Annotated in this window: 21 protein-coding genes and 2 pseudogenes; 15 read left to right on the forward strand and 8 right to left on the reverse strand. The window is 41.2% G+C overall.

Annotated elements, in window-relative coordinates:
* Positions 1–270 precede the first annotated feature (270 nt).
* Positions 271–1,146: an MBL fold metallo-hydrolase gene (locus tag NPUN_RS27945; protein WP_012411771.1), complete on the reverse strand. Its 876-nt coding sequence runs from the start codon at positions 1,144–1,146 to the stop codon at positions 271–273.
* A 417-nt stretch (positions 1,147–1,563) separates the two neighbouring features.
* Between NPUN_RS27945 and NPUN_RS27950 the strand changes: the two genes are divergently transcribed.
* The 8 genes and pseudogenes from NPUN_RS27950 to NPUN_RS44915 all read left to right on the forward strand — a co-directional run bounded on the left by NPUN_RS27950 (position 1,564) and on the right by NPUN_RS44915 (position 7,533).
* Entirely contained in the window at positions 1,564–2,433 is an 870-nt protein-coding gene (locus NPUN_RS27950) for a CHAT domain-containing protein (protein WP_012411772.1), read from the forward strand.
* A 40-nt stretch (positions 2,434–2,473) separates the two neighbouring features.
* Entirely contained in the window at positions 2,474–3,454 is a 981-nt protein-coding gene (locus NPUN_RS41065) for a hypothetical protein (RefSeq protein WP_012411773.1), read from the forward strand.
* Complete coding sequence (locus NPUN_RS44575) at positions 3,439–4,053, forward strand: AAA family ATPase (RefSeq protein ID WP_012411774.1); 615 nt, start codon at positions 3,439–3,441, stop codon at positions 4,051–4,053. The genes NPUN_RS41065 and NPUN_RS44575 overlap by 16 nt, the downstream gene beginning before the upstream one ends.
* Complete coding sequence (locus tag NPUN_RS44580) at positions 4,031–4,396, forward strand: MoxR family ATPase (RefSeq protein ID WP_012411775.1); 366 nt, start codon at positions 4,031–4,033, stop codon at positions 4,394–4,396. The genes NPUN_RS44575 and NPUN_RS44580 overlap by 23 nt, the downstream gene beginning before the upstream one ends.
* Positions 4,393–5,517 carry a VWA containing CoxE family protein gene (locus tag NPUN_RS27965; RefSeq protein ID WP_012411776.1) on the forward strand — a complete coding sequence of 375 codons (1,125 nt, stop codon included), beginning with the start codon at positions 4,393–4,395 and terminating at the stop codon, positions 5,515–5,517. The genes NPUN_RS44580 and NPUN_RS27965 overlap by 4 nt, the downstream gene beginning before the upstream one ends.
* Positions 5,518–6,298: 781 nt before the next feature.
* A pseudogene (locus tag NPUN_RS43685) lies at positions 6,299–6,689 on the forward strand (response regulator); the annotation flags it as partial.
* A gap of 179 nt (positions 6,690–6,868) precedes the next feature.
* Positions 6,869–7,126, forward strand: a complete 258-nt coding sequence (locus NPUN_RS43690) for a hypothetical protein (RefSeq protein WP_234711161.1) — start codon at positions 6,869–6,871, stop codon at positions 7,124–7,126.
* 8 nt (positions 7,127–7,134) lie between these two features.
* The gene (locus NPUN_RS44915) at positions 7,135–7,533 is read left to right on the forward strand and encodes a GUN4 domain-containing protein (RefSeq protein WP_419788446.1); all 399 of its coding nucleotides are present in this window, start codon (positions 7,135–7,137) and stop codon (positions 7,531–7,533) included.
* Between the two features lie 168 nt (positions 7,534–7,701).
* Here the strand turns inward: NPUN_RS44915 and NPUN_RS27980 are convergent, their stop codons facing one another.
* Both NPUN_RS27980 and NPUN_RS27985 read right to left on the reverse strand, forming a co-directional pair.
* On the reverse strand, positions 7,702–8,655 hold the full coding sequence (locus NPUN_RS27980) for a heme o synthase (protein WP_012411779.1): 954 nt from the start codon (positions 8,653–8,655) through the stop codon (positions 7,702–7,704).
* A 232-nt stretch (positions 8,656–8,887) separates the two neighbouring features.
* Positions 8,888–9,826 (reverse strand): COX15/CtaA family protein, encoded by a 939-nt coding sequence (locus NPUN_RS27985; RefSeq protein ID WP_012411780.1) that lies wholly within the window; start codon positions 9,824–9,826, stop codon positions 8,888–8,890.
* A gap of 404 nt (positions 9,827–10,230) precedes the next feature.
* Here NPUN_RS27985 and NPUN_RS27990 point away from each other — a divergent pair, with 404 nt between their 5' ends.
* The 5 genes from NPUN_RS27990 (at position 10,231) to NPUN_RS28010 (ending at position 17,723) form a co-directional block, all read left to right on the forward strand.
* Positions 10,231–11,316 carry a cytochrome c oxidase subunit II gene (locus NPUN_RS27990; protein WP_012411782.1) on the forward strand — a complete coding sequence of 362 codons (1,086 nt, stop codon included), beginning with the start codon at positions 10,231–10,233 and terminating at the stop codon, positions 11,314–11,316.
* Between the two features lie 67 nt (positions 11,317–11,383).
* On the forward strand, positions 11,384–13,126 hold the full coding sequence (ctaD, locus tag NPUN_RS27995; protein WP_041565679.1) for a cytochrome c oxidase subunit I: 1,743 nt from the start codon (positions 11,384–11,386) through the stop codon (positions 13,124–13,126).
* Between the two features lie 191 nt (positions 13,127–13,317).
* The gene (locus NPUN_RS28000) at positions 13,318–13,944 is read left to right on the forward strand and encodes a cytochrome c oxidase subunit 3 (RefSeq protein WP_012411784.1); all 627 of its coding nucleotides are present in this window, start codon (positions 13,318–13,320) and stop codon (positions 13,942–13,944) included.
* Between the two features lie 1,191 nt (positions 13,945–15,135).
* Positions 15,136–16,419, forward strand: a complete 1,284-nt coding sequence (locus NPUN_RS28005) for a serine/threonine-protein kinase (RefSeq protein ID WP_234710994.1) — start codon at positions 15,136–15,138, stop codon at positions 16,417–16,419.
* Between the two features lie 227 nt (positions 16,420–16,646).
* Positions 16,647–17,723: a PstS family phosphate ABC transporter substrate-binding protein gene (locus NPUN_RS28010; RefSeq protein WP_012411786.1), complete on the forward strand. Its 1,077-nt coding sequence runs from the start codon at positions 16,647–16,649 to the stop codon at positions 17,721–17,723.
* Between the two features lie 97 nt (positions 17,724–17,820).
* Here the strand turns inward: NPUN_RS28010 and NPUN_RS28015 are convergent, their stop codons facing one another.
* The 5 genes and pseudogenes from NPUN_RS28015 to NPUN_RS28035 all read right to left on the reverse strand — a co-directional run bounded on the left by NPUN_RS28015 (position 17,821) and on the right by NPUN_RS28035 (position 22,450).
* A complete protein-coding gene (locus NPUN_RS28015; RefSeq protein ID WP_012411787.1) occupies positions 17,821–18,156 on the reverse strand; it encodes a XisI protein in 336 nt (111 codons plus the stop codon).
* A pseudogene (locus NPUN_RS28020) lies at positions 18,144–18,558 on the reverse strand (XisH family protein). The gene NPUN_RS28015 and the pseudogene NPUN_RS28020 overlap by 13 nt, the downstream one beginning before the upstream one ends.
* 49 nt (positions 18,559–18,607) lie before the next feature.
* On the reverse strand, positions 18,608–20,434 hold the full coding sequence (locus tag NPUN_RS28025) for a tetratricopeptide repeat protein (RefSeq protein ID WP_012411789.1): 1,827 nt from the start codon (positions 20,432–20,434) through the stop codon (positions 18,608–18,610).
* Complete coding sequence (locus tag NPUN_RS28030; protein WP_012411790.1) at positions 20,424–21,716, reverse strand: ATP-binding protein; 1,293 nt, start codon at positions 21,714–21,716, stop codon at positions 20,424–20,426. The genes NPUN_RS28025 and NPUN_RS28030 overlap by 11 nt, the downstream gene beginning before the upstream one ends.
* A 500-nt stretch (positions 21,717–22,216) precedes the next feature.
* Complete coding sequence (locus NPUN_RS28035) at positions 22,217–22,450, reverse strand: efflux RND transporter periplasmic adaptor subunit (protein WP_041565680.1); 234 nt, start codon at positions 22,448–22,450, stop codon at positions 22,217–22,219.
* 201 nt (positions 22,451–22,651) lie between these two features.
* Between NPUN_RS28035 and NPUN_RS28040 the strand changes: the two genes are divergently transcribed.
* The gene (locus NPUN_RS28040; protein WP_234710995.1) at positions 22,652–22,996 is read left to right on the forward strand and encodes a hypothetical protein; all 345 of its coding nucleotides are present in this window, start codon (positions 22,652–22,654) and stop codon (positions 22,994–22,996) included.
* Positions 22,997–23,345: 349 nt separating this feature from the next.
* The gene (locus tag NPUN_RS28045; RefSeq protein ID WP_012411792.1) at positions 23,346–23,888 is read left to right on the forward strand and encodes an REP-associated tyrosine transposase; all 543 of its coding nucleotides are present in this window, start codon (positions 23,346–23,348) and stop codon (positions 23,886–23,888) included.
* Positions 23,889–23,919 lie beyond the last annotated feature (31 nt).

Genomic DNA, 23,919 nt, shown 5'->3' on the forward strand with positions numbered 1-23,919 from the left:
ACTAGCATTGCAAGTCCATGCATTAGCATTGCAAGTCCATGCATTAGCATTGCAGGTCGACGCTTTAGCATTGCAGGTCGATGCACTAGCATTGCAAGTCGATGCATTGGCATTACAGGTCAAGATGTGCGGCAGCTTTAAAAGACTTTTGTGTACATCGTATCAGTTATGTTAGTTTTTTCCTGGGCTTTTCCATATCTCGTGAAATAGTAGGGGCGCAAGACCTTGCGCCCCTACTGCGTGGTCTTTTATCTGAAAATAGCTGTAATGTCAATCCAAAGATTCCATTAACTCAATACACTTGTGCATCTGCTGGCGCATGGTTTCCTTATCAGCATGAAACCTTCGCCCATGACCTGGTAGCACCCACTCAAAAGAGTAATTAGCTAAGTTACGCATTGATTTAGTTTGTTCTGACCAAGAATACCAGCAGGCATTGTGGAATGCAGCCAGTTGATGCAAGCTTTCTGACCAAGCGAGATGGTCGCCAGTGAAGAGAAACTTATTTTTGTAGAGTAGGACAGTTTGTCCTTTAGTGTGACCGGGAACTGGAATAATTAAGAAATCTGGAGTCAAGGCAAATGGTTCGGAACCAGTTAGCTGTATTTCTACATTGCGAGTATCCGCAGTAATATCATCAGCATGAAGGATGCGATCGCACTGAAAATGCTCGGCAAACTTTTGATGATCTGCCACATCATCCTTATGAGTTAGGTACATATAACGAATCGACCCCAGTTCTTCTAAACGCTTGACTAAAGGCGGCGTAAACCGGGGAGAATCCACCAAAATGTTACCTTCTGGAAGTTGAATTAAATAGCTAGCAGCACCATAAGATTTTTCAGAATGATAGCCGCAGTGGTAAATATTTTCTGTTACTAATATTGGAAAGCTTTGTTGAACAGTTTTGATATCTTTTGGCTTTTCAACTGTGCCAATGGAACTGGTAGGACAAGCTAAAAGTGCTTGCAGTGCAGCTAATCTTTCCGCCTCATTCGTTGGTTGATGATAAACAGCCGATTGATCGTCAACATCATAAAATACTTCAGGAGCCATCCAGCGACAGGTATCACAATCAATACAGGTAGTATCTACATAAAAATCGCCGTTGACATTTTGAGAGCGACGCTGATTTAAATGAGCCATATTAATCCTTTTGCTTCCACCAGACGCTTACTGGGGAGCGATAAACCTTATATCACTACGCTAGCAAAAGTTACTTGAGACTGTAGACACCACTAGAAGTAAATCCGCTCAAAAATATAAAGACTTGTGAAACCCAGTAAGCAGAAAATGGGAAAACTGAACATAGACACCATCTGCTTATTCCCAAATATACTTTACTGCTCTAATTCCAGTTGTTCAAATCCATTTAACTCTAATAACAAATTGTTTATCTCCTGGGAACTAGATTAATGATTCGATTCTTCTCTGAGTAGTTCTCAATTGAAATGCCAGATTTTTATGTTTTTAACAAGAACAGCGGCAAAGGTGCAACAATATGGTCTTTACTTATGTGAAAATGAACTTAGTCAAAAATCATACTCTGGGTTGATCATCTAAATGAGCAGTAATGATCAAATCAAAATTCTGTTTCTGGCAGCAGATCCCAGTAATGCTGCACGATTACGCTTGGGGCAAGAGTTGCGTGATATTCGTGAAAAACTGCAACTAGCAAAAGAGCGAGACAGATTTATTCTAGACTCCCGTGAATCTGTACGTCTGGGAGATATCAGCCAGGCTATATTCGATGTTGAACCGCAGATTGTGCATTTTTCTGGACATGGAACCAGTACGGGTGAGCTTTGTTTTGAAGATTTACTAGGAGAATACCAACCTGTACAACCCGATGCTCTAGCAGCGTTATTTGAACTAGTAGCCGATCAAATAAATTGTGTGGTGTTGAATGCTTGCTATTCCGAAGCTCAAGCAAAAGCGATCGCACAACATATTTCTTTTGTCATTGGCATGAATAAAGAAATTGGAGATCAAGCCGCGATCGCTTTTGCTGTTGGTTTTTACAAAGCATTGGCAGCAAGGCGGACGATAGATCAAGCTTACAAGTTCGGTTGTGTCGAAATTAGATTGCAAGGCATTGCAGAACATTTGACTCCAGTTCTGTACACCAAACAAAACTCAGTGTCTCCAGTCTCAGAGGTACAGCAGATAGACTCCAACAAATCAACTGGAGTAACCAATGCACAGTCAACTAGTTTAAATCTGGGGCAAAGGCAGCGAATTTTACAGGAAATCGAAAGCCTCCAGCAACAGTATGATTTATTAAGTCAGAAATTGAGCCGCCTACGGTTGGATTTAGTGATAGAATCTGGCACTGTCATCAAGTTTCAGTTAGAAAAGCAGATTGAAAATGCTGAAGCTGAAAGAACACAACTTACTCAAAGGATCGAGCAGCTAGAAAATAGCCTGCAATAAAAATAGTAGTATCTCAATAGTTGGGTATCAAAACTCATAGATGTCTTCAGTTCGGCATTTACAGCAAAAACGGGAAGAACTTCAACAACACTACGATGCGTTTAGCGAGAAGATAAAGTTGTTGCGGAATCAACACGCCATTGAAGCGGGGGCTTCAGTAGCTTTTCAACTAGACAAAGAAATTGAGCGGGTTGAGAAAGAACGCGATCGCCTCCTGAAGCAGATTCAGATTCTTGAGAGGTCTTGCAAGAGTGAGCCAATACACAGTGAACTGTTTCGCCTCAACTACATAGCACAGGTACAGTTATTCCGAGAATTTATTACAGAAAAACGTATAGGAGCTTTCTTAGTTCATGGTTCGCCAGAATATGGTCAAATCTGGTTACTGAAGCGTTTGTTACAGAAAATTCCTGAAAGTACAGTGACTTCCCCAATCCCATTTCATCTCAAACGCAGGGCACTTAGGAGTGATATTGCAGCCCTATGGAGAGAGTTAGGCCGTCAGATCGGAGTACAAAATTTTTCATCCCATGAGGAGATTGCCAGGAATGTAGTAGCTCAATTAAAAACCCAACATATCATCCTAGTTTTTCACGATCTCGATTGCATTGATGAAACCTATCTGCACGAATTAATCCGTGATTTTTGGTTGCCCCTGGTAAACTCAACCCCACAGACAATTTGCTCAAGCAACGAATTTTTTCTACTGATGTTTTTGCTTGACCAAGATGGTTGTGTCAACACTTGGAATCTTGAGTTTGCAGATCGGTTCGATCTGGTATGGAAACCCCATATTCCCATTAGGCTACCAATGATTGACACTTTATCTGAGCAAGTCTTACTTAACTGGATGGAAAATGCAATTGATGTTCTACCAATCCAGATGACTAAAAAAATTGACTATACAGTTCAGGTGATTTTAGAGAAGAGTGAAGGCATTCCAGAGCGTGTGTTTGCTGAAATTTTTGGTTTGTGTGGCTGTAACTGGCAGGAGGAAGAAACCCGGTGGTTAGAACTTTAGACGGAAAGCGGCTGAAATATATAGGTAAGGTTCAACCCCAGCCAGGAGAGCAAGACCCGGAGACGGGTCAAATCTTGTATCCTTACCTGCCGAGTGAGAAATTGGTAGAGGCTGTGAATTTAGCGATCGCCCTCGAACGCCCCTTACTATTAAAGGGAGAACCAGGATGCGGCAAGACAAAATTGGCTCGTGCTGTGGCTTATGAGTTGGGTTTACCCTATGAAGCTTGGTACATCAAATCTACCAGTCGAGCGCGGGATGGTCTTTATACTTATGATGCCGTTGGCAGGTTGCGGGATGCTCAACTTGCTGCCTCCAAAATAGATGAAGAAGCCGCAATCAAAGCAAAAAATGCTGATGACTACGTAGAGTGGGGACCGTTAGGACGTGCCTTTCGCAATGAGCAGCCAACTGTAGTTTTAATTGATGAAATAGATAAAGCTGACATTGACTTTCCTAACGATCTGCTGTTAGAGCTTGATGAGCAAAGGTTTGAAGTCACAGAAGTAAAACAAAACAGTCCGCTCAAGAAAATTCAGGCGAAAGCAACACCAATTGTTTTGATCACTAGTAACGATGAGAAAGAAAGACTTGCCTGATGCTTTCTTACGTCGTTGTTTATTTCACTATGTTAAATTCCCTGAACGTCAGCAATTAATTGATATTGTCAAAACTCGGTTTTCGGTTTCGCCTTTGGAATTGGTGGACGCAATTATTGACCGCTTTTTAGAACTGCGTGAAGAGATGCGGCGAGATAAGGGCGAAGCTGGTAAAAAGGTCAGTACCAGCGAACTGATGGATTGGGTGCGGATTCTTAATCATCAAGATGATGAAATTCTCAGCAAGTTAAAAACAGAACTCTTGTATCCTGGGGTGTTGCTGAAGAGTTGGGATGATTACCGCCGCTATGGTGAACAGATGCGATCGCAGCCAGAAGTATGAAAATAGAAGCTCTCCACGAAGAACTACCACTGCTTGAGCTTTTTACACAACTGCGCGAGGCAGGTTTACCCTTGGGTATCGATGAATACCGCCTTGTTTTGACAGCTTTACAAGAAGGCTTTGGCACGACTGACCAAGAAGCGTTAGCAGAACTGTGCCGTACCTTGTGGGTAAAATCCCAGGATGAAGAACACCTCTTCAACTATCACTTTCAACAAGTAATAACAGAACCTTATCCTGTAAGACCTTTTGTCAGGAAGGAAGAAGAGAAAACATCTTCCAGAATGCAAGAAGCGGTAGAAAGTGACGATAATTATTCACCTGATTTGCTCAATACAACACCGACCACTGTACCCGTTTCATCGGAATTAATGGAAGTACAGGATGAGATGCAAGTGGCTGAAGCAGTACAGATTACTACTCAAAAAAATGAGGAAATTACTGTTAATCGCTTTACCGAAACCGATGAGTATTTTCCAGTGACGCGGCGACAGATGAAACAAAGCTGGCGGCATTTACGCCGAATGGTACGCCAAGGTTTGCCCACAAAGTTAGACATAGAGGCAACTATTGAGCAATTGGTACGGCAGGGGGTTTTGCTAGAGCCTGTACTGATGCCCAGTCGGGTAAATAGAACTGAACTACTTTTGCTGATTGATCATAAGGGATCGATGGTTCCCTTTCACGCACTATCCCAGCGATTAGCCCAGACAGCATTACGAGGCGGACGCTTAGGAAAAGCTAGTATTTACTACTTTCACAATTGCCCAACCAAGTATCTTTACCATGACCAGACGCGCCAAAAAGCCGAACCTGTCACAGATTTTCTAGCTCAGTTGCGCCCAGACCGTTCCGCTGTATTAATTTTTAGTGATGGGGGTGCAGCACGCGGCGGTTTTAGTCTGGAACGGCTGGAGTTAACCCAAAAATTTTTAGACCAGTTGAAACAGCGATCGCGTTATATTGCATGGCTGAATCCAATGGCAACAGAGCGCTGGTTTGGCACAACAGCAGGAGAAATTGTCCGTTTAGTGCCGATGTTTGAAGTTAGCCGACAGGGTTTTGATGGTGCGATCGATGTGTTGCAGGGTCGGGGGATCAATGCACAATTAAGGTACTGACTGTAATCAATTTAACTCGGAGTATTTTAAGGGTAGAGGTATGAAGCCAGAAGTTGCTAGTCGTAGAATTGAGTCTTTTGGTCAACGCTTTGGGGAAACGCACCTCTACCTGGCTTACCATGCTGCTTTTCCGTTAGCCCTCACACCAGATTTGCTTTACCGCTTGTGGGCCAATTTTCAACAAGATATTAATCATGAAGTACTAAATATCCCTTGGATGGCTGTGGCTGATTTACTACTTTCTAGCCTTTGTGATGAGGTGGGACATGAACTCTATGAGATGGATACAGCAGTACGAAATGCTTTGTTGAAAGAGTTGAGGGAGAATCCTCGTTTTGGCGAAAAGCGGATTAATGAATTGTCTGATTTTTTGCTTACCTATGTACGGCAACAACTTGATAGCTACGACCCGGATATTCGTGATTTTGCTCAGGCTCAGAAGTGGACAGCGTTAGCCTATACGCGACCAAGTGAGGCAGCGAGGGATTTAGCATCAGTTCTTGCAAGGTTGAAGTTAGAGGAAAAGGCAGAGTGGGTTCGTATGGCATTGCTGGTGGAAACTTTTGCAGAGCCATTAGCAGAATTCCAACCTCTACTAATTTATGCTCGTGGGATGGCAAACTTTGTCTGTGGTTATCAAGAACGTGCGACAACAGAGATTACAGGGTTACTAGCAAACCAGGAGCCTCAATTACAGATTGCAGGAGTAAACCTGCCAATTCCTGAACAGATAGCTAATTCTTTTGAGGAAGTTAGGTCTATTAATCAGTTCTCAACTAACTTGACTTCTTCACAATTACCCAGTACTGTTCGCATTTTAGCTGTGGATGATGTAGCAGATAATCTCATCCTAATCCAAACAGTTTTAGAAAGTGAGGGGTATCAGATAGATTTAGCAGCAGATGGTACAACAGCTTTATCATTAGTTAAAGAATCTCCACCTGATTTAATTATCCTAGATGTAAAAATGCCAGAAATGGACGGTTATGAGGTTACACGCCGCATCCGCAATAACCATAATCTTCCCTACATTCCGATTCTACTCATCTCAGCATATTTTGAAGCTAGTGTTGTACAAGGCTTAGATATTGGAGCAAACGATTTTATTCGTAAACCTATTGATGTAGATGAGCTACTAGCAAGGGTGCGCTCGTTGTTGCGGCTAAAAAAAATGATTGGTAAAAGTGACAAAATCGAGGATACAGTTGAGTCTACTTTCTACAATATACAAAACAATCCTCTTAGCAATCCGCTTTTTATTAGTACTTATAATAATGAAATCAAAGATATTAAAGTTAAGGTTAGACTCTACAATCTAGCAAAAGAACTCAATGTAGACAGCCGAGATATAATGACAATATGTAAGTCTCTTGGAATTGAAGTCAAAAGCCATAGCAGCACTATTTCTAACACAGATGTTCAGCGAATTCGTGCTGCTTTTAGCAACTATTTGAAAGCTTTTGCACAATCTTTTCCTACTGAACCTATTACAGAAACAGAAACCCTAAAGGATTCACTCATCTCTCAAAATGGATTAAATTGCTCTCTGTTAGGTGAGCTTCTTACAATAAAAAATGGCAAGAAGCTGATCAAGAAACCGCACGATTAATTATTTCGATTGCTGCCGCAGAGAGACAAGGTTGGCTTGGTGTAGAGGAGTTGAAAAATTTTTCCTGTCAAAATTTACGAACAATTGATCAGCTTTGGGTAAAATACAGTAATGGGAATTTTGGTTTTAGTGTGCAGCAAACTATATGGGAAAGTATTGGATTCGCTAACAACGTTAGAGACTATTCTATGTGGTGGAATTTTGGTAATCTCGTAGGATGGCGTGTAAAAGATAGATGGCTACCCTACGAACGAATACAATTTACAGCCCAAGCTCCCAAAGGACATCTGCCATTTTTTAGAGCATGGATAGGAATGAGAAAAACAGGGCTTGTACATTCAATGCATCAAGTCAATCGTTTTCATGCATTTATGTATAGGTGCGCGTTTTGTCACCTGACTCAATAATAGTTACTATCCTTACAACTAAATAAAAAACAACTCGCTGGTAGGGCTAAAACTGCTTATGTGGAAAATTTTATAATTTATAGAAAAATAAAAATTGTTGATTTTTGAATATATTTGAAAATGCGATCGCGCCCCTTTACCAAACGCGATCGCTAAATTTTCCATCCCCTAACCAATAAAATGCAGATGATTACTCACCGCACTAATTAAATTATGGGTAACGGGAAGACTATCAACTACCATCCCCAGACACAACAGCATCATGTAGGAGATGGAAAAAAGAAACAACTCTTTAGCGACAGCGCGATCCTCTGGATTTTGCAATAAACGCCAAGATTTGTGGATAAATAATCCTCCCAGAATTAGGGCGATCGCAGCATAAAGAATTCCACTCGCGCCCAAGGGATATACCAATAACACGGTTGCAAACACTGTTACCAGCGTGTAGTACCAAATCTGCTTTACAGTTGCCGTAGTACCTTCAATCACAGGTAACATTGGTATCCCAACTTTTGCGTAGTCATCTTTAATCATCAGAGCTAAAGCCCAGAAATGGGGTGGTGTCCACAAGAAGACGATGGCAAAAATCAGCCATGCTGACCAGCTTAATGTCCCCGTGACAGCAGCCCAACCCACTAAAGCCGGAATTGCCCCAGCCGCACCACCAACAACGATATTCTGAGGGGTGTGGCGTTTTAGCCAGTGGGTATAGACCAAAATATAAAAGACGATGCCAGAGAAAGCTAGCAGCGCGGCTAACAGATTGGCAAATACTGCCAAGAGTGTAAAGGAAATCGTCGCTAGTGCGATCGCAAAAATTAGAGCATCGCGCGGCTGCACCTTACCCGAAGGTATCGGACGATGGCGCGTCCGCTCCATGTCATAATCAATATCCCGGTCATAGACACAATTAATCGTCTGGGCGCTTGCAGCAGCCAAAGTGCCACCAGTGAGAGTTACTAGCAACAGCAATGGGTCTACTTCTCCCTTAGCGGCAATCCACATACTCCCAGCTGTGGTAATCAAAAGCAACGGAATAATCCGAGGCTTGGTTAGCTGGTAGTAACTTTGAATTACCTGTAAAAATGTTTCGTGGTGGCGAGAGACATTAGTCTCAATCATTTTGGCTCTGATTCCTTATTTTTCAACAACTTATATGCAGCCCCCGCTCAAGGTGGCTCTTTCAGGCAAATGAAACACAGATTTTCTGCACCTGCGTGGGTCGCAATACTCGCCGTTGCGGCCATAATTTAGTGCTGAGTTAGGAGAGACGCGATTAATTGCGTCTGTTGTACAGGAGTTAGGAGTTAGAAATTCTTACTTCCGCTACTCCCCCTGTTCCCTCACTCCATACTCAGCAGTCATTGCTCAACACTGTGATGTCGCGGCTAGTAGCCCAGTCACGCAGTGCGAGAACTGTAAAAGCCACCAAAGTACCCAGCAAAGCAGCTCCTATAGCTTGATGAGAGACGGTGAGAGGCTCAACTTGGAGGTGTAATTTGAAAGTGGCGAATCCCAACAAGATTTGTAAGGTTAACAACCCACCAGCTATATTTGCCAGTCGCCGTAAGGCTGGATGTAGTGCTGGTGTCCGCCAACAGATAAATACCATTGCCAAGGTTGCCACTGTTGGCGGCACCAAACCAGCAATATGGCTGTACATTACCGTACAAAGTTGAGAACCGCCGAGGCATTGGTGTAGCGCCCAGCGAGAGCCTACCAAAGCACCTAGCAGACTTTGCAGGTAAACCAGAACAGCAGCAGTTAAACCGACCCAAGGCAACTTACCAACGGTTCCAGTTCCCTGATAGGGAGTGAGTGCCGTGCCGATAATCAGGAGGGTGCTAAAAAATAACAGCGCCGTTCCTAAGTGAGCGGTAACGATATCAAACCGCAACAGTTCGGTAACGGTGAGTCCTCCCAAGATGCCTTGGAAGACAATTAAAAACAGGGCGAATGTGGATGCCCAAGGCAGCCATCTGGGTAAGAAACGACGATGCCACCAGGACAAACCGAAGAGTGCGATCGCGCTTACACCAATTAAAGCCGCATCCAATCGGTGAAACCACTCCAGGAACACCTGAAGATTCATTTGCTTGGCTGGCACCAGTTCGCCATAGCATAAGGGCCAGTCTGGGCAAGCAAGTCCAGCATTCATCACGCGGGTGGCGCTGCCTATTGCCATCAAAATTAAGGTGGCTATGCATATTTTCCACACCAAGCGACGAATCATTTCCTTGGGCTTTTGCTGCTGAAGAGCCGCTTCATTTTGTTGTAGGACAAATTCGCTCATTAACGATACCTTCTGCCCGCTCTTGGTGGATCTGTTAAAATTTTCAATTTTCTTTTAGCGTCCTATCTCCACCCTAGCGTATAGGCTAAGGGTTTATAGATTAGCACTCACTTATACTTTGAATCACTCCAGAAAGGTTTTACCTGAAGCTTTAGGTATTTTTCAAGATGTCAGAAATGGATTAATCATAATTAATTTAAGCATTCTAAATTTTTCCTTAAACTTTTTCACTGATTTGAATCTATTTTTGGCGTTGTATGATAGTAAACTCCTACTCAAAATTACTAAAATAGCTAAAAAAATTAATAAAAATTTCAGACCTTTGTCCCCCATGTCTGACAGCCTAGACTACCTTAGTAAGTGAGTAGCTTCGAGATAACATAGTAAATTCAATTAAGTAAGCCGTGAAGATTCCAACTTCCATCTGGACATTACTCATTGGCATCGTGCTAACGCTAGCCAGCTTTTGGTACGGTCAAAATCACGGTCTGTTGCCAGCAGCCGCCACTGATGAAGCCGTCTTGGTGGATGGTCTGTTCAACGCGATGATGATCGTTTCTACAGGGATATTTCTGCTCGTTGAAGGTATTTTAATTTACTCTGCATTTAGATATCGTCAGCGTGCAGGTGACAATAAAGACGGTCCACCAGTTGAAGGCAATATACCTCTAGAAATTCTCTGGACGGCGATCCCAGCAATTATCGTTATCGGTATTTCGGTTTACAGCTTTGATGTCTACAACGAAATCGGTGGCTTTGATCCCCATGCTATTCATGAAGCGCCGATGATGAATCAGGAGTCAATGGCAATGCCTGGAAGTGCGATGGCGGCAACTTTAAGCGATACTCCTCCTAGCACCGAACCCAACCTCAATCAAGAAAAATCTGATGAGGCAATGCAAGATCCAGCTACGGCAGCAGTTCGTAATGCTGACCAAATTCCCCAACTGCGGAATGCCCCAGGTGTAGGTAGTGTTGCTCCGACAATTGGGGGAACTCCTGATAAAGCAGGTAAACCAGCTGAATTACAAGTCAACGTCACTGGTCTACAATATGCCTGGATTTTCACTTATCCTGAAACTGGTATAACTACAGGTGAAATGCACGTCCCCATCGGGCGAGAAGTGCAAATCAGTATGACCGCCAACGATGTCATTCATGCCTTCTGGGTGCCAGAGTTCCGCCTGAAACAAGATGCGATTCCTGGTAGGCAAAGCGAGATTCGCTTCACCCCCCAAAAAGCAGGAGATTATACCCTGATCTGTGCTGAACTTTGTGGCCCCTACCACGGTGCAATGAGAGCGCCAGTAGTTGTTGAGCCACAAGAAGCCTTTGATAAATGGATGCAAGAACAGCTAGTTGCCAGCAAAGAAACGCTAAATCAAGCCATTGCTGTTAACCCTGCCGATCTATCCCCAAATGAATTTCTTGCTCCTTACACCAAGGATATGGGAATTAAACCAGAAATTCTGCATCAAGTTCACCATTAATCAATATGTTATTTAGTCAAAATCCAATGACTAATGACTAATGACTAATGACCAATGACTAATGACTATGACACAAGCTCAGTTGCAAGAAACTGCCAATATCCCCGCCCTTAGTGAGGAGCCGGGGATCAGAAAATGGCAAGACTACTTTGGCTTCAACACCGACCATAAGGTGATTGGGATTCAATACCTAGTCACTACGTTCATTTTCTACTGCATTGGTGGGGTGATGGCTGACTTGGTTCGTACAGAACTGCGAACCCCAGAAGTCGATTTTGTCACCCCTGAAGTCTACAACAGCTTATTTACGCTGCACGCCACAATTATGATTTTCTTGTGGATCGTGCCAGCTGGTGCGGGTTTTGCTAACTTCCTCATCCCCTTAATGATTGGGGCAAAGGATATGGCATTTCCGCGCTTGAATGCTGTTGCCTTTTGGATGATTCCCCCTGCGGGTTTATTGTTGATCGCTAGTTTAGTGGTAGGCGATGCACCAGATGCAGGTTGGACTTCTTACCCTCCCCTGAGCTTGGTAACAGGTCAAGTCGGTGAGGGAATTTGGATTATGAGCGTCCTTTTACTAGGTACATCATCGATTTTAGGGGCAATCAATTTCTTGGTGACATTGCTCAAGATGCGTATCCCTGGTATGGGGGTTCATCAAATGCCCTTGTTCTGCTGGGCGATGTTTGCTACCTCGGCGCTGACTTTGGTATCTACGCCAGTGTTAGCAGCAGGTTTGATTCTGCTTGCCTTTGACTTAATTGCCGGTACAACATTTTTTAACCCAACTGGCGGTGGTGACCCTGTAGTTTACCAACACATGTTCTGGTTTTACTCCCACCCAGCGGTTTACATTATGATTTTGCCCTTCTTTGGCGCAATTTCAGAAATTATCCCCGTCCATTCCCGCAAGCCGATTTTTGGCTATAAAGCGATCGCTTATTCGTCTCTTGCCATTAGCTTTCTGGGGCTAATTGTTTGGGCGCACCACATGTTTACCAGCGGTATCCCCGGTTGGTTGCGGATGTTCTTCATGATCACCACCATGATCATTGCCGTACCCACAGGGATTAAAATTTTCAGCTGGTTAGCAACCATGTGGGGTGGAAAAATCCGGCTTAACACTGCCATGCTATTTGCCATCGGCTTTGTTGGCACCTTTGTGATTGGTGGGATCAGTGGCGTGATGTTGGCAGCAGTGCCCTTTGATATTCACGTTCACGACACCTATTTTGTGGTGGCACACTTGCACTACGTGCTATTTGGTGGTAGTGTTCTCGGCATTTATGCGGCGATTTACCACTGGTTCCCGAAAATGACGGGACGGATGGTGAACGAATTTTGGGGTAAGGTTCACTTTGCCTTAACAATAGTGGGTCTAAACATGACCTTCTTACCAATGCACAAGCTGGGATTAATGGGCATGAACCGCCGTATTGCCCAGTATGACCCCAAATTTACCTTTCTCAACGAAATCTGCACTTATGGCGCTTACATACTAGCAGTTTCGACATTCCCCTTCATCATCAATGCGATTTGGAGTTGGTTATACGGCGAGAAAGCTGGTAATAATCCTTGGAGAGCATTGACCTTAGAATGGATGACTACATCACCACCTGCGATCGAGAATTTTGATCAAACCCCAGTATTGGCCACAGGCCCCTACGACTACGGTTTGGAAAATGCTAATGAAGGTGTACCTTTATCCGATCCCAATCCAGTCTTATCTGCTGGGCCTAATTCAGTTTTACGCGCCGACCCAGACGAACCATACCCAACAATTGAGTCTGAGTTAGAAAAGCGTTAATCACATTTAGGGATTGGGCATTGGGGATGGGGCATTGGGTATGAGGAATAAGGCAAGGGCTAAGAGTTAATGCTCATTCATCATTTCTTCCACAGCTTCCCTAGCTTCTCCAGATCCCTGCTCTGTGCTCCCTTGCTTTTTCCCAATCTCCAATCCCTCTCCCTAACCTGTCCTTTAAATATTTAAAATTCATGCAAAGTCAAACTATTGACCCAGCTAAAACCGAACTCAATCATCACCATACGGCGGAAGCATCTGTTGGTCATCACGAAGAACATCCAGACCATCGTATGTTTGGGCTAGTTGTCTTCCTGATTGCTGAAGGGATGATTTTTATGGGGCTATTCGGAGCCTACTTGGCTTTCCGTGCTACCTTACCTGCATGGCCGCCAGCAGGTACCCCAGAGTTAGAACTATTGCTACCTGGAGTCAACACCATCAATCTAATTTCTAGTAGTTTTGTCATGCACAATGCTGACACTGCTATCAAAAAGAACGATGCGCGGGGTGCCCAGATTTGGTTAGCAATTACTGCTGCAATGGGTGCTATTTTCTTGGTGGGTCAAGTATATGAATATACCCATTTAGAATTTGGTTTGACTACCAATTTATTTGCTAGTGCATTTTACGTTTTGACTGGTTTCCACGGATTGCACGTTACTATTGGCGTTTTGGCTATTGTTGCCGTGTTGTGGCGATCGCGCCTTCCGGGCCACTATAGTAACGAAAAGCACTTTGGCATTGAAGCAGCCGAAATCTACTGGCACTTCGTTGACGTGATTTGGATTATTTTGTTCGGATTACTCTATCTGCTGTGAGTATTAATTATTTAGTTGTTTACTCCACGCGAACAACTTAATAGGCCCCCAATAGGGGGCTTTTTTAATTAATAGTTTTATTTTTTACTTAGTAAGGTTTATAGAAAATATACTAAAACAAGCTTAAACTACTCCCAATACTGCTCGTTTAAAAATTTTAAACTGGAATTTGGTTTGGGGAAAAGGTTACTGGGTTGGGGTTAAAGGTTTTTTCTTTCCCCTTTCCCATTCCCTTTTCCCCTTAACCGACAAGTATTGAAACTACTCCTACTATTACTCTTTTAAATGCAACTGACTTATTGCAAGTAGCATATAGGACTCATATTTGATTTTTGAAAAGAACTTCGTACTCAAAAAGCCTTCTTTCCCATTGCGTCTTGGCTACCCACACAAGTAAGTATGGCTACGCCATACTGCGCGAACAAAACCTATTGAATAACCAGTTAATATGCTGTAATTTGATACGTAAAAGATAGGCTAAACCAATAAATAAAGTTTGCAAATTTACACAGGTTGAATTCCAGTACCTATGCAAACAATAGTCAAAACCATGATTTTCAGTTAGTGATTGTTTGAAAAGTGTTTTACTGTGACTTTGGCACTTTAGAGGAATCTAAAACTTTTGATACCGACAAAAGACTTTTCAAACATCCTCTTAGAGGCAATTCATGGATTGTCACTGCGGTCTATACTTTGACATAAGTAATTTTTTATCGCGCGAAACAAGGATTATCAGGACTAAAATCCTTACTACAAACTTAATTTATTTACGCCTAGCTACTCAGTAATGACTAAAACTTGGTAACAAAATTGTGAAATACACTCTAAGCATGTCTGTGTTTTTAAACTTTACTCTATAAGATTTTGTCAGTAATCAGACCCAAAGTTAAAATAAATAAATCTCCTAACTACTGAATGTTGCCTTCTGGCTACAGTTATAAATACTGGGGACTAGTGTTAAATTTACTTAAGTGATAAAATTATTGAACTATTCCAAAAATAAATTTTATATTAAGATATCTTGTAATAGGTATTAAATTAACCAAATCAAGGAGCTAGCCATAAAAATGCTCCAAAGGATAGTTTGCCTGAAAAGGTAACTGCCTCAAATACTAACAAATATAGCGGCAGGTATTCATAACCTCACCCAAGCTCTGAATGGTCAGTAAATTAACAAGTAGTATACGCCACATGAGCCAGAACCCTCTAGTTAGAAAAAAACTTCGGAGTCGCTTTGAGACTGTCAAACTCTTGGAAAGCGGAGATTCTGGTAATACTTACTTGTTAGCAGGTGCTAGACGTAACATGCATCAATACTCTCTCACCAGAAAAACACTTCGGAATCGCTTTGAAATTATCAAGCACTTAGGAAGCGGAGGCTCTGGTGATACATACTTAGCCGTAGACCTAGATTTACCAGGACAACCCCATTGTGTGGTCAAACATTTCCAACCAAAAGATTCCAATCCTGCTGTTCTACCCATCGCTAAAAAGTTATTTGATCGAGAAGCAGAAGTTTTATACCAGCTAGGCAACGATCACGATCAAATTCCTAGACTGTTTGCCCATTTTGATGAAGATGGAGATTTCTATTTAGTCCAAGAGTTTATTGATGGTCATGCGTTAACCCAAGAAATTGTCTCAGGTCAGCGTCTGAGCGAGAGTGTAGTCTTAAGTTTATTAAAAGACATTTTGGAAGTGCTGGCATTCGTCCATCAAAATAACATTATTCATCGGGATATTAAGCCCCAAAATTTAATGCGGCGGCGCTCCGATCGGAAGATTGTGCTAATTGACTTTGGGAGTATTAAGAAAATTGGTGCTTTGGGAGCAGGTTTAACTATTGCTGTTGGGACTCCTGGTTATATGCCAAGCGAACAGGCTAAAGGAAAACCAAAACTTTGCAGCGATATCTATGCAGTAGGGATGATAGGCATTCAAGCTTTGACAGGTTTAATCCCTGAGCAAATAAAAGAAGATCCCAATACTGGAGAAGTTCTCTGGCGCGATCAGGTACAGGTAAGTGATGCTCTTGCAAATATTTTAGATACAATGGTTCGCGATCGCTACAACCAGCGTTATCAGTCTGCTACAGAAGCTTTGCAAGCACTTAATTCTGCTCTGCTGTTGCCACAGTCATCAGAATCTGCTGGCATCAACCAAAATTCTGATGATACCTATTTGCTAAATTATAGAAACTTTGTTTTGCTTCTAGGAATAGGGCTTGGTGCTACCACTAGTTTTATAGTACTAATTTTAATCTATACATTTATTAATACAAGTGCATCGTCTCCAAACAAACCTACTCAATTAAATAATTTTATAGAAAAATTCGTTGAGCAACGATTTACTAATGCCAATGTGAATAGCCTAACAGCCAAATCAGTAGCTAAAAAAGGAGTCTGCAAAAACAATTGCAGCATTGCAAAGACTACTAAAAAGCAAATCAAATCTCATGATAGCAGTCCACTTTGATTTCTGTTCGCGCAGCGTGCTGTAGCGTAAGTGCGGTAGGTCTAGCTTCGCTAAAATCAAAGATGAGTCCATACATTAGAAAAAGTTAATCATCTAGCAGCAATCATAAAAATACCTATTAACTAGCTATTACGTATTTAATTTAAATCTAAATATTCTAAAAATTATTCTACGATGAATACTTATAAATTCCTGTAAGATCAATACAATAAACAACACTTAAAAATATGGACAATACAAATCAAAAAAAAGCTTTAATTAACAGCGAAATCTCCCTCTTTCTTAGAGGTTTGATTATTGGTAAAGTGCTGACACTTATGGTTATTGGTGGGCTGCTTTGGTGGTTACTAAAGCCGAATTTATTGTCCCGTAACAGCGTTAACTCTTCTTCTAATCAAAGTTACAAGACCGTCTCTAATACTGCATCTAGTTTTCAGACAGTTGCAGATGTCCCCACTGCCTCATTTAACTACGGAGGAAGTACAGCTTGGGCATCTATTCGGCAATTGGTAGATTCTCAGATTCAGAGCGATCGCCCGGAACTACAATTACGTTATGTAGACCCTGTTAATGCTAGCCCTGGTTCTAGCTCAGGTATTAGGATGTTACTTGATGGGAAACTAGATTTTGCTCAGTCTTCTCGTCCCCTCACAGATGAAGAACAAGCTATAGCAAAAGCGCAAGGCTTCACCCTTGAGCAACGTCAGGTAGGTATAGATGGAATAGCAGTGGTAGTCAACCCATCACTCAATGTCCCAGGTTTAACTGTAGACCAATTGCAGCAGATTTATTTGGGGAAAATTACTAACTGGAATCAAGTAGGTGGGCCCAACCTACCCATCACACCTTTATCTCAACGACCAAAGGACGCAGATACAGTAATATTCCCTAGCAACAGCGACTTGAAGGGGCAAGCACTTGGCTCGAATGTGCAATATGTCTACTCTACTACAGAGGCAGTGCGCCAACTCAGTAAAATCCCTGGTGGTGTGTATTATGGTTCTGCCCGTTCGGTAGTGCCTCAATGTAGTGTGAAGGCTTTGCCATTGGGTCAGACTGCTGGTCAATTAATTCCCCCCTATCGGGAACCTATGGTGTCGTCTGAGCAATGTCCGCGTCAGCGCAATCAGCTAAATACTGAAGCTATCAAAAATGGCAGCTATCCGATGATTGCTAATTTGTTTGTGATTATTAAGCAGAATAAAGGTCGGGAACAGCAGATTGGGGATGCATACACCAAACTTTTATTAACTGACCAGGGACAAAGAGCAATTGAGCAAGCTGGTTTCGTCAGTGTTGACTAGTAGATTTGGATGACAATTAAGCCTCCTTCCCCAAGAACCCCGACTTCTTAAAGAAGTCGGGGTTCTTATAGAAGCTCTGAGTTGGAAATATTTACATTTACTCGACAGCATAAGAAGTAAATTGGCGTTTAAAAGGAGAATGAAACCCAATCACAATATCAGAATGGGGTACACCTAACTCAACCAATCGTTCAGCAACAGACTCTTCTGTACCATTATACTGAATCCATATTTTCTCATTTTGAATATCAAAATGCATGACCGGGCCAAACACCCGCTTATCTCCTTGCCAGCCAACATAAGCTAGTTGATAATGGTCATTTTCATTGTCTAAAATTAATTGTGAATTTACTGTATCGGTATTAGATGCTATTTGTTGATGTTCGCTCAATACTTGTTTGATAAGTTGTCGATAGCGTTCTATTTTATCCATAGTCGAATTTCCTCACATCTTGGGTCGTAAACTATCAACTTAACTTGGTAACGATGAAGAGCGCGTTGGACAAAAGAAAGTTGAAAAAAGTCTTGATATGTTTCAATAGGAACTGCTAGGTAAAGCGCTCTGTCTGCTTCTTGTTCTTCAATGGCTTGGCTAATTTAGATATTGTCCTAGTGCAGTATGAAATTCACTGATATCTGAATCTGCAATAAAACTCTTAATTTCAACAGCTATTTTCTCTGTATTACGTTCTGCGGCAATGGCATTTTCAGCCGCTAAGTCTATTTGTAGTTTAATTGCTTCACTAATACGAATTGTAAAAGGATCGTGAGTAATTATCCACCCATCCTTAATTAATGCTTTTTTAACCTGTTGATGAAAAACATCTTTAGCCATGTTGCTATCTCTAGATTAGGCCAGATTAACCTAAAATGATATTGTTGCTCTATGCAATGCGTTCCCCAAAGGGGTTGTCGTTCGTGCAGCGTGTCGTAGACAAGACATCGCACTCTCCATTATTCTGCATTGCTGTGGCAAGTTTTTCTAGATTTTGACTAATAGAGACACTACGGTGATGATTTACACCCCAGACTTGCTCACAAATATCTAAAGCTTGCAAATAAAGCGGTTCTGCTTCACCGTAACGTCCAGTTGCACGATAAATTTCTGCCAAATTATTGAGACTTTCGGCAACATTGGGATGATTTTCTCCCAATAGGTGCTTATCAAGTTCTAAGGCTTTTATACATAAAGATTCGGCTTCATTGTAGCGTCCTTGCTCCCTGTACATATAACCAAGAGCATAGATAGTATCTGCTAAAAGTGGATGCGCCTTTTGCAATACACGCTGCTTCAGTTCCAAGGATTCTAAAAACAAAGATTCTGCTCGATCGTAGCGTCCTTGAGCGCGGTATATCAATCCTAAATTGTGCAAATCTGTTGCAACATCAGGATTCTCTTCTCCCAAAAATCGCTTATCTAATTCTATTGCTTGTTGCGACAATGGTTCAGCTTCAGTATAACGTCCTTGATGATAATAAAGTAGCGCTAAATTATTCAGTATAAGAGCGAAAGAAAGATGATTTTCACCAACCAAACGTTTTTCAAGTTCTAATGATTGCAGATACAGAGGTTCTGCTTCGTCATAACGTCCTTGCTCATCATATAGTAATGCCAAATTGTTCAGACTGACGGCGACATCCGCATGGTTTTCTCCCCACAAGCGTTTCCTCAGTTCCAAAGCTTGTTGATATAGGAGTTCCGCTTTAGCATATTGTCCAGTAGATTTGTAAAGTCCCGCCAAATTATTCAGGCTAGTAGCAAAAGAAGGATGATTGTCTCCTAGCAGGCGTTTCCTTAGTTCTAAAGCTTGTTTATATAAGGGTTCGGCTTCGCTGTACTGTCCTGTTGCACGATATATTCCAGCTAAATTGTTGAGACTATTAGCTAAATCTATCTGCAAACCTAATTCATTTTGTAGCTCACTCGCCTGTCGCCAATATTTAATTGCTAATTCCTGTTCTTCTTGATAATTTTGAGATTCACCCCGATCTAATCTGCTGTGGTAAATATCGCCCAATCTTGAGTATAAAGTAGCCAATGTAGGGTCTTTAGTTCCCCGTTCTTGTTCTATTTTCTCGATTAGTTTTTGCAAATCTTGAATAGGCAAGAAAAAGGGGTTATTTTCATTAGTATCTGTGCTAGCTAATTCTGTGTCTCGAAAAACAAAGCGGATATTTTCTAATTCTTTACCAGGAATAGCATTTGTCTTTTGAGATTCAAACCGAAATACACCATTACGCCAACTCCAAAAATCAGGAGCTTTTTTAATTAGGTTGACTAAAATTTGATTAGTTACCCAAAGCACGATCGCAAATGGAAATTCGCGCAATCCTTCCCTTGTCCACTGTAAGTAACCAAAAAACTTTTCCTGTTCCGATTGCTCATTTCCCAACCTGAGAAAATAAAGTTGTTCAGCACCCGTCACAGTGATTACCGCCGGATTCTGCTGACGGAGATATTCTTCTTGTTGTACCAGTTGGTTAAGAGCAGCTTTTAGGCTCGGTTCCTGACGTGCTAAAGTCGCTCGATATGGATGGAAAGCAGGTTGTAGTTCAGCTTCATATTGAGCAATAATTTCATCGCGAAAGCTAGCATCATCGCAAACTGCAATCAGTAAGTTTAAGCCTCGTTTTTGAGCTTCAATAGAAACAATTAAATCATCATACGCATCCTGATTTTCTCCTTCATCAAATAATTCTTCATTTAACATTAATGGCTCCCTGTCTTTTCAAGCTTTCGATAATAATTGGATGAACATCATACCAAGTTTCATCAGTGCGATATTCTAGAACATACAGCCCATGTAACAAATCTAAAAACTCCGCTTGTTTCGGGTCATTGGGCATAAATTGTTCATAAACACTCTGCAAAATATCGATATCAGTTTTTCCTAAGCGTATCGAAAAATCATTGCGTATTTTATTGATTGCTTGCAGAAGAATTTTATCATCAATAATAACTTCGGCTGAGGGGTTTCGCCGGATAGTCCGCAAACAAATGCGGCAACATTCTTTAGAAATCCGAATTAACTCTCGCAATACGCCACCACTGTAAATCACAATTTTTTCAGCAGTTTCTGCTGCGATTAATTCATTGGGAATCCGCTTTTGTAAAACTTCACCAAGAATCTTTGTTGCTTCCCGGCGAGGTTGGGCATTAGGGAAGCGATTTTTACCTTTATCAAATATTTTTAAGACAGGCATTGCTACAACTTGATCGTTGGTTTCAGTAGCAATTATTGTGCTGATAAATGTTTCCCGAAGGACTGCGATCGGAATAGTGTAAATAATTTGAAAGTTTGGTTGACAAAGAGCTTTAATGTTATCTCGATAAATTTCGTTAACTCTTCCTAAGTCAAGTTTGTCTAAATCATCAATAATTACTAAAACGTTTTGTTTAGTTGCAGCTTGAATTAGAGCAGCTATTTCGTTAATCCTTGCAACTAAATCTGATAACTTGCGTTCAAACTCTTGCTTAATTTCATCTCGAACGCTAGCATCAGCTTTTAATTTAGAGCTAATCAACTTTAAGAGGTCAAAACCTATACTAACTTCTGCTTGTAAATTAGATTCTTCAGTGCGAGTGCGGGTAGCAAACCACTTATAAAGAGCTTCTTTAGTAGATTGCGGGATATCAACTTTGCGTGCTTCTGCCTCTGTCATTAAATTAACTGCGATCGCAAACAGTATATTAATATGATTAACAGCCGACATTTCAATTTTATCGGCAATAGAAAACAGAACTACAAAATATTTATCTTGAATTTGTCGGCTAAATTCAGCTAATAAAGTAGACTTACCACATCCGCGATGTCCTGTAAAGACAATTTTGCCATCTCCATTAGGACTATCTTCCACTAATTGGTTCAGGTCTGCAATCAAATCATCACCATATTCGACTCGAAATCTTTCCATTTCATTCCGTTCCATCAACGGAAATAGTTCGAGATTACTGTATGCTTCTTGAAAGGAGTTTAATAAGTCTTCAGACATTGGATAGTGCCGTAAACGTGCTAACTATTCATATAATGGCTCATGATTTTTGAAGCACAAGTTCAGGCAATGTCTAGGATAGAGTATGCCTACATAACTTCTCAAATTCCGTTAATCAATAACTACTAGGTGAGTGGTATGTTATGTCTTAAAAAGAGATGCCATAATTCTCAAATTTCAACCTATAAATGAGTAACAGAGGTCAATAATCAATCAGACTGAATGATAGATTATACATTCGATAATTCCGACTGAATGATAGATTATACAGACAAAATAGTAAAAGCTACTTAACAGATAAATAAAATAAAATTTTCAGTTATAAAAATAAATTTTTAGTGTGCTTCGTCTCATCCCTCTCTAGCCGATGCGATGGTAGCTGTTGTTACTATTAGTTAGTAGTCTGTTAAAGAATAATTGACGAGTACATTCTTTGTAGAGACGGCGATTTATCGCGTCTCTCTAACGTGTCAATTTTTTAGACGCGATAAATCGCGTCTCTACATGAGATAAAGCTCCGCGACTTCAAAATTAGCTTTTGCGACTTCAAAATTAGCTTTTGCGACTTCAAAATTAGCTTTTGCGACTTCAAAATTAGCTTTTGCAACTTCAAAACTAGCTTTTGCAACTTCAAAACTAGCTTTTGCGACTTCAAAACTAGCTTTTGCGACTTCAAAACTAGCTTTTGCGACTTCAAAACCTGCTTTTGTGACTTCCAAACCTGTTTTTCTCAAAGAATTTCAGCAAATATACCCGCATCTATCTAGTTGGCTAATGCCATCCAATGCTTTTATAATTCTGTAACTTCACTGTGGCTGGTGCATCTGCTTGTTGCGTATTTTAATGATATATAAATAACTCAGTGTATAACATCGGGGTTATTTATAAATTAATTCAAATAGGAAAACTATATGACGCAACGGAAACGAAACTCCATGCCGCTGACCAAAGCTGAACGACGGATTGAAGGAATGCAGACAATTAACCCTCAGTTAGACTTTAGTAATGGGTTTTCAATTGCTACTTACAACACTAAAGTAATTGAGTTACGAGAGAAGCTAGCCGCTTATAATCAAGCACAAACAATAGTAGATAAGACACACAATGCATTAATGGAAGCAGAACGTGAGTTGAATACTTATTCTGAGCAAATGCTGTTGAATGTTGCATCTCGCTATGGCAAAAATAGTGATGAATATGAGATGGCTGGTGGAACGCGCAGGTCAGACCGCAAGAAACCACGCCCAGTAGTAAACCAAACAGTGGCATCTGTGAAGTGATTGTTTGGACTCGTTCCTTCTTTAGATAAGGGTGCGTTGACCTTTGTGACAACGCACCACGATCCTATATTTTACCGCTTAACTTTTGAAGCGTCTCCAGAAACTTTTGACATCCCAAAATCGAATGCTGAGTGCGATCGCAAATAGACTAAGGATATCGTCAAACTCTAAATCAGACATAATCGTAGGTTGGGTTGAGGAACGAAACCCAACATCTACTTTAGGTTATTAGATTGCCCTTCACTCATTTCTTCTTAACTCACATCTCAAAAGCAATAATTTGACGGTATCATTTATAACCAGTAGTTTGGTATAAAGCCTGAAATATAACCATCATAAAATTAACTTAATGCAATATCGCCGAGCCACAATAGAAGGTGGCACTTATTTTTTTACACTCGTAACACATAAAAGACAAAGACTATTATCCTTACCGACTAACGTATCTTTATTGAGAAATATTTTTCGAGATGTAATGCAACAACACCCATTTATAATTGATGCCTTTGTTTTATTACCAGATCATCTGCACTGTCTTTGGACATTACCACAGGGCGATCGCAATTTTTCTACTCGTTGGCGTTTGATCAAAAGCTATTTTAGTCGCCAGTGCATTACTCTATCACAGGAAAACCTATCTACCTCTAGGCAAAATAAAAAAGAGCGGGCTATTTGGCAGCGTAGTTTTTGGGAACACTTGATTAGAGACGAAGTAGATTTTAAAAATCACCTTGAATATATTCACTACAATCCTGTCAAACATGGTTTAGTGAAAGCTCCAAAAGATTGGGAATATTCCAGCTTTCATCGTTCTGTTCGTCAGGGTACGTATGATATTACGTGGGGTGCTGGGCAAGGAATTGTATTTGACTCTAATATCGGTAAAGAGTAAATATCGCCTAAATTGTAACTGAAATTGTAGG

The organism is Nostoc punctiforme PCC 73102 (genome assembly GCF_000020025.1).
Classification (GTDB): Bacteria; Cyanobacteriota; Cyanobacteriia; order Cyanobacteriales; family Nostocaceae; genus Nostoc; species Nostoc punctiforme.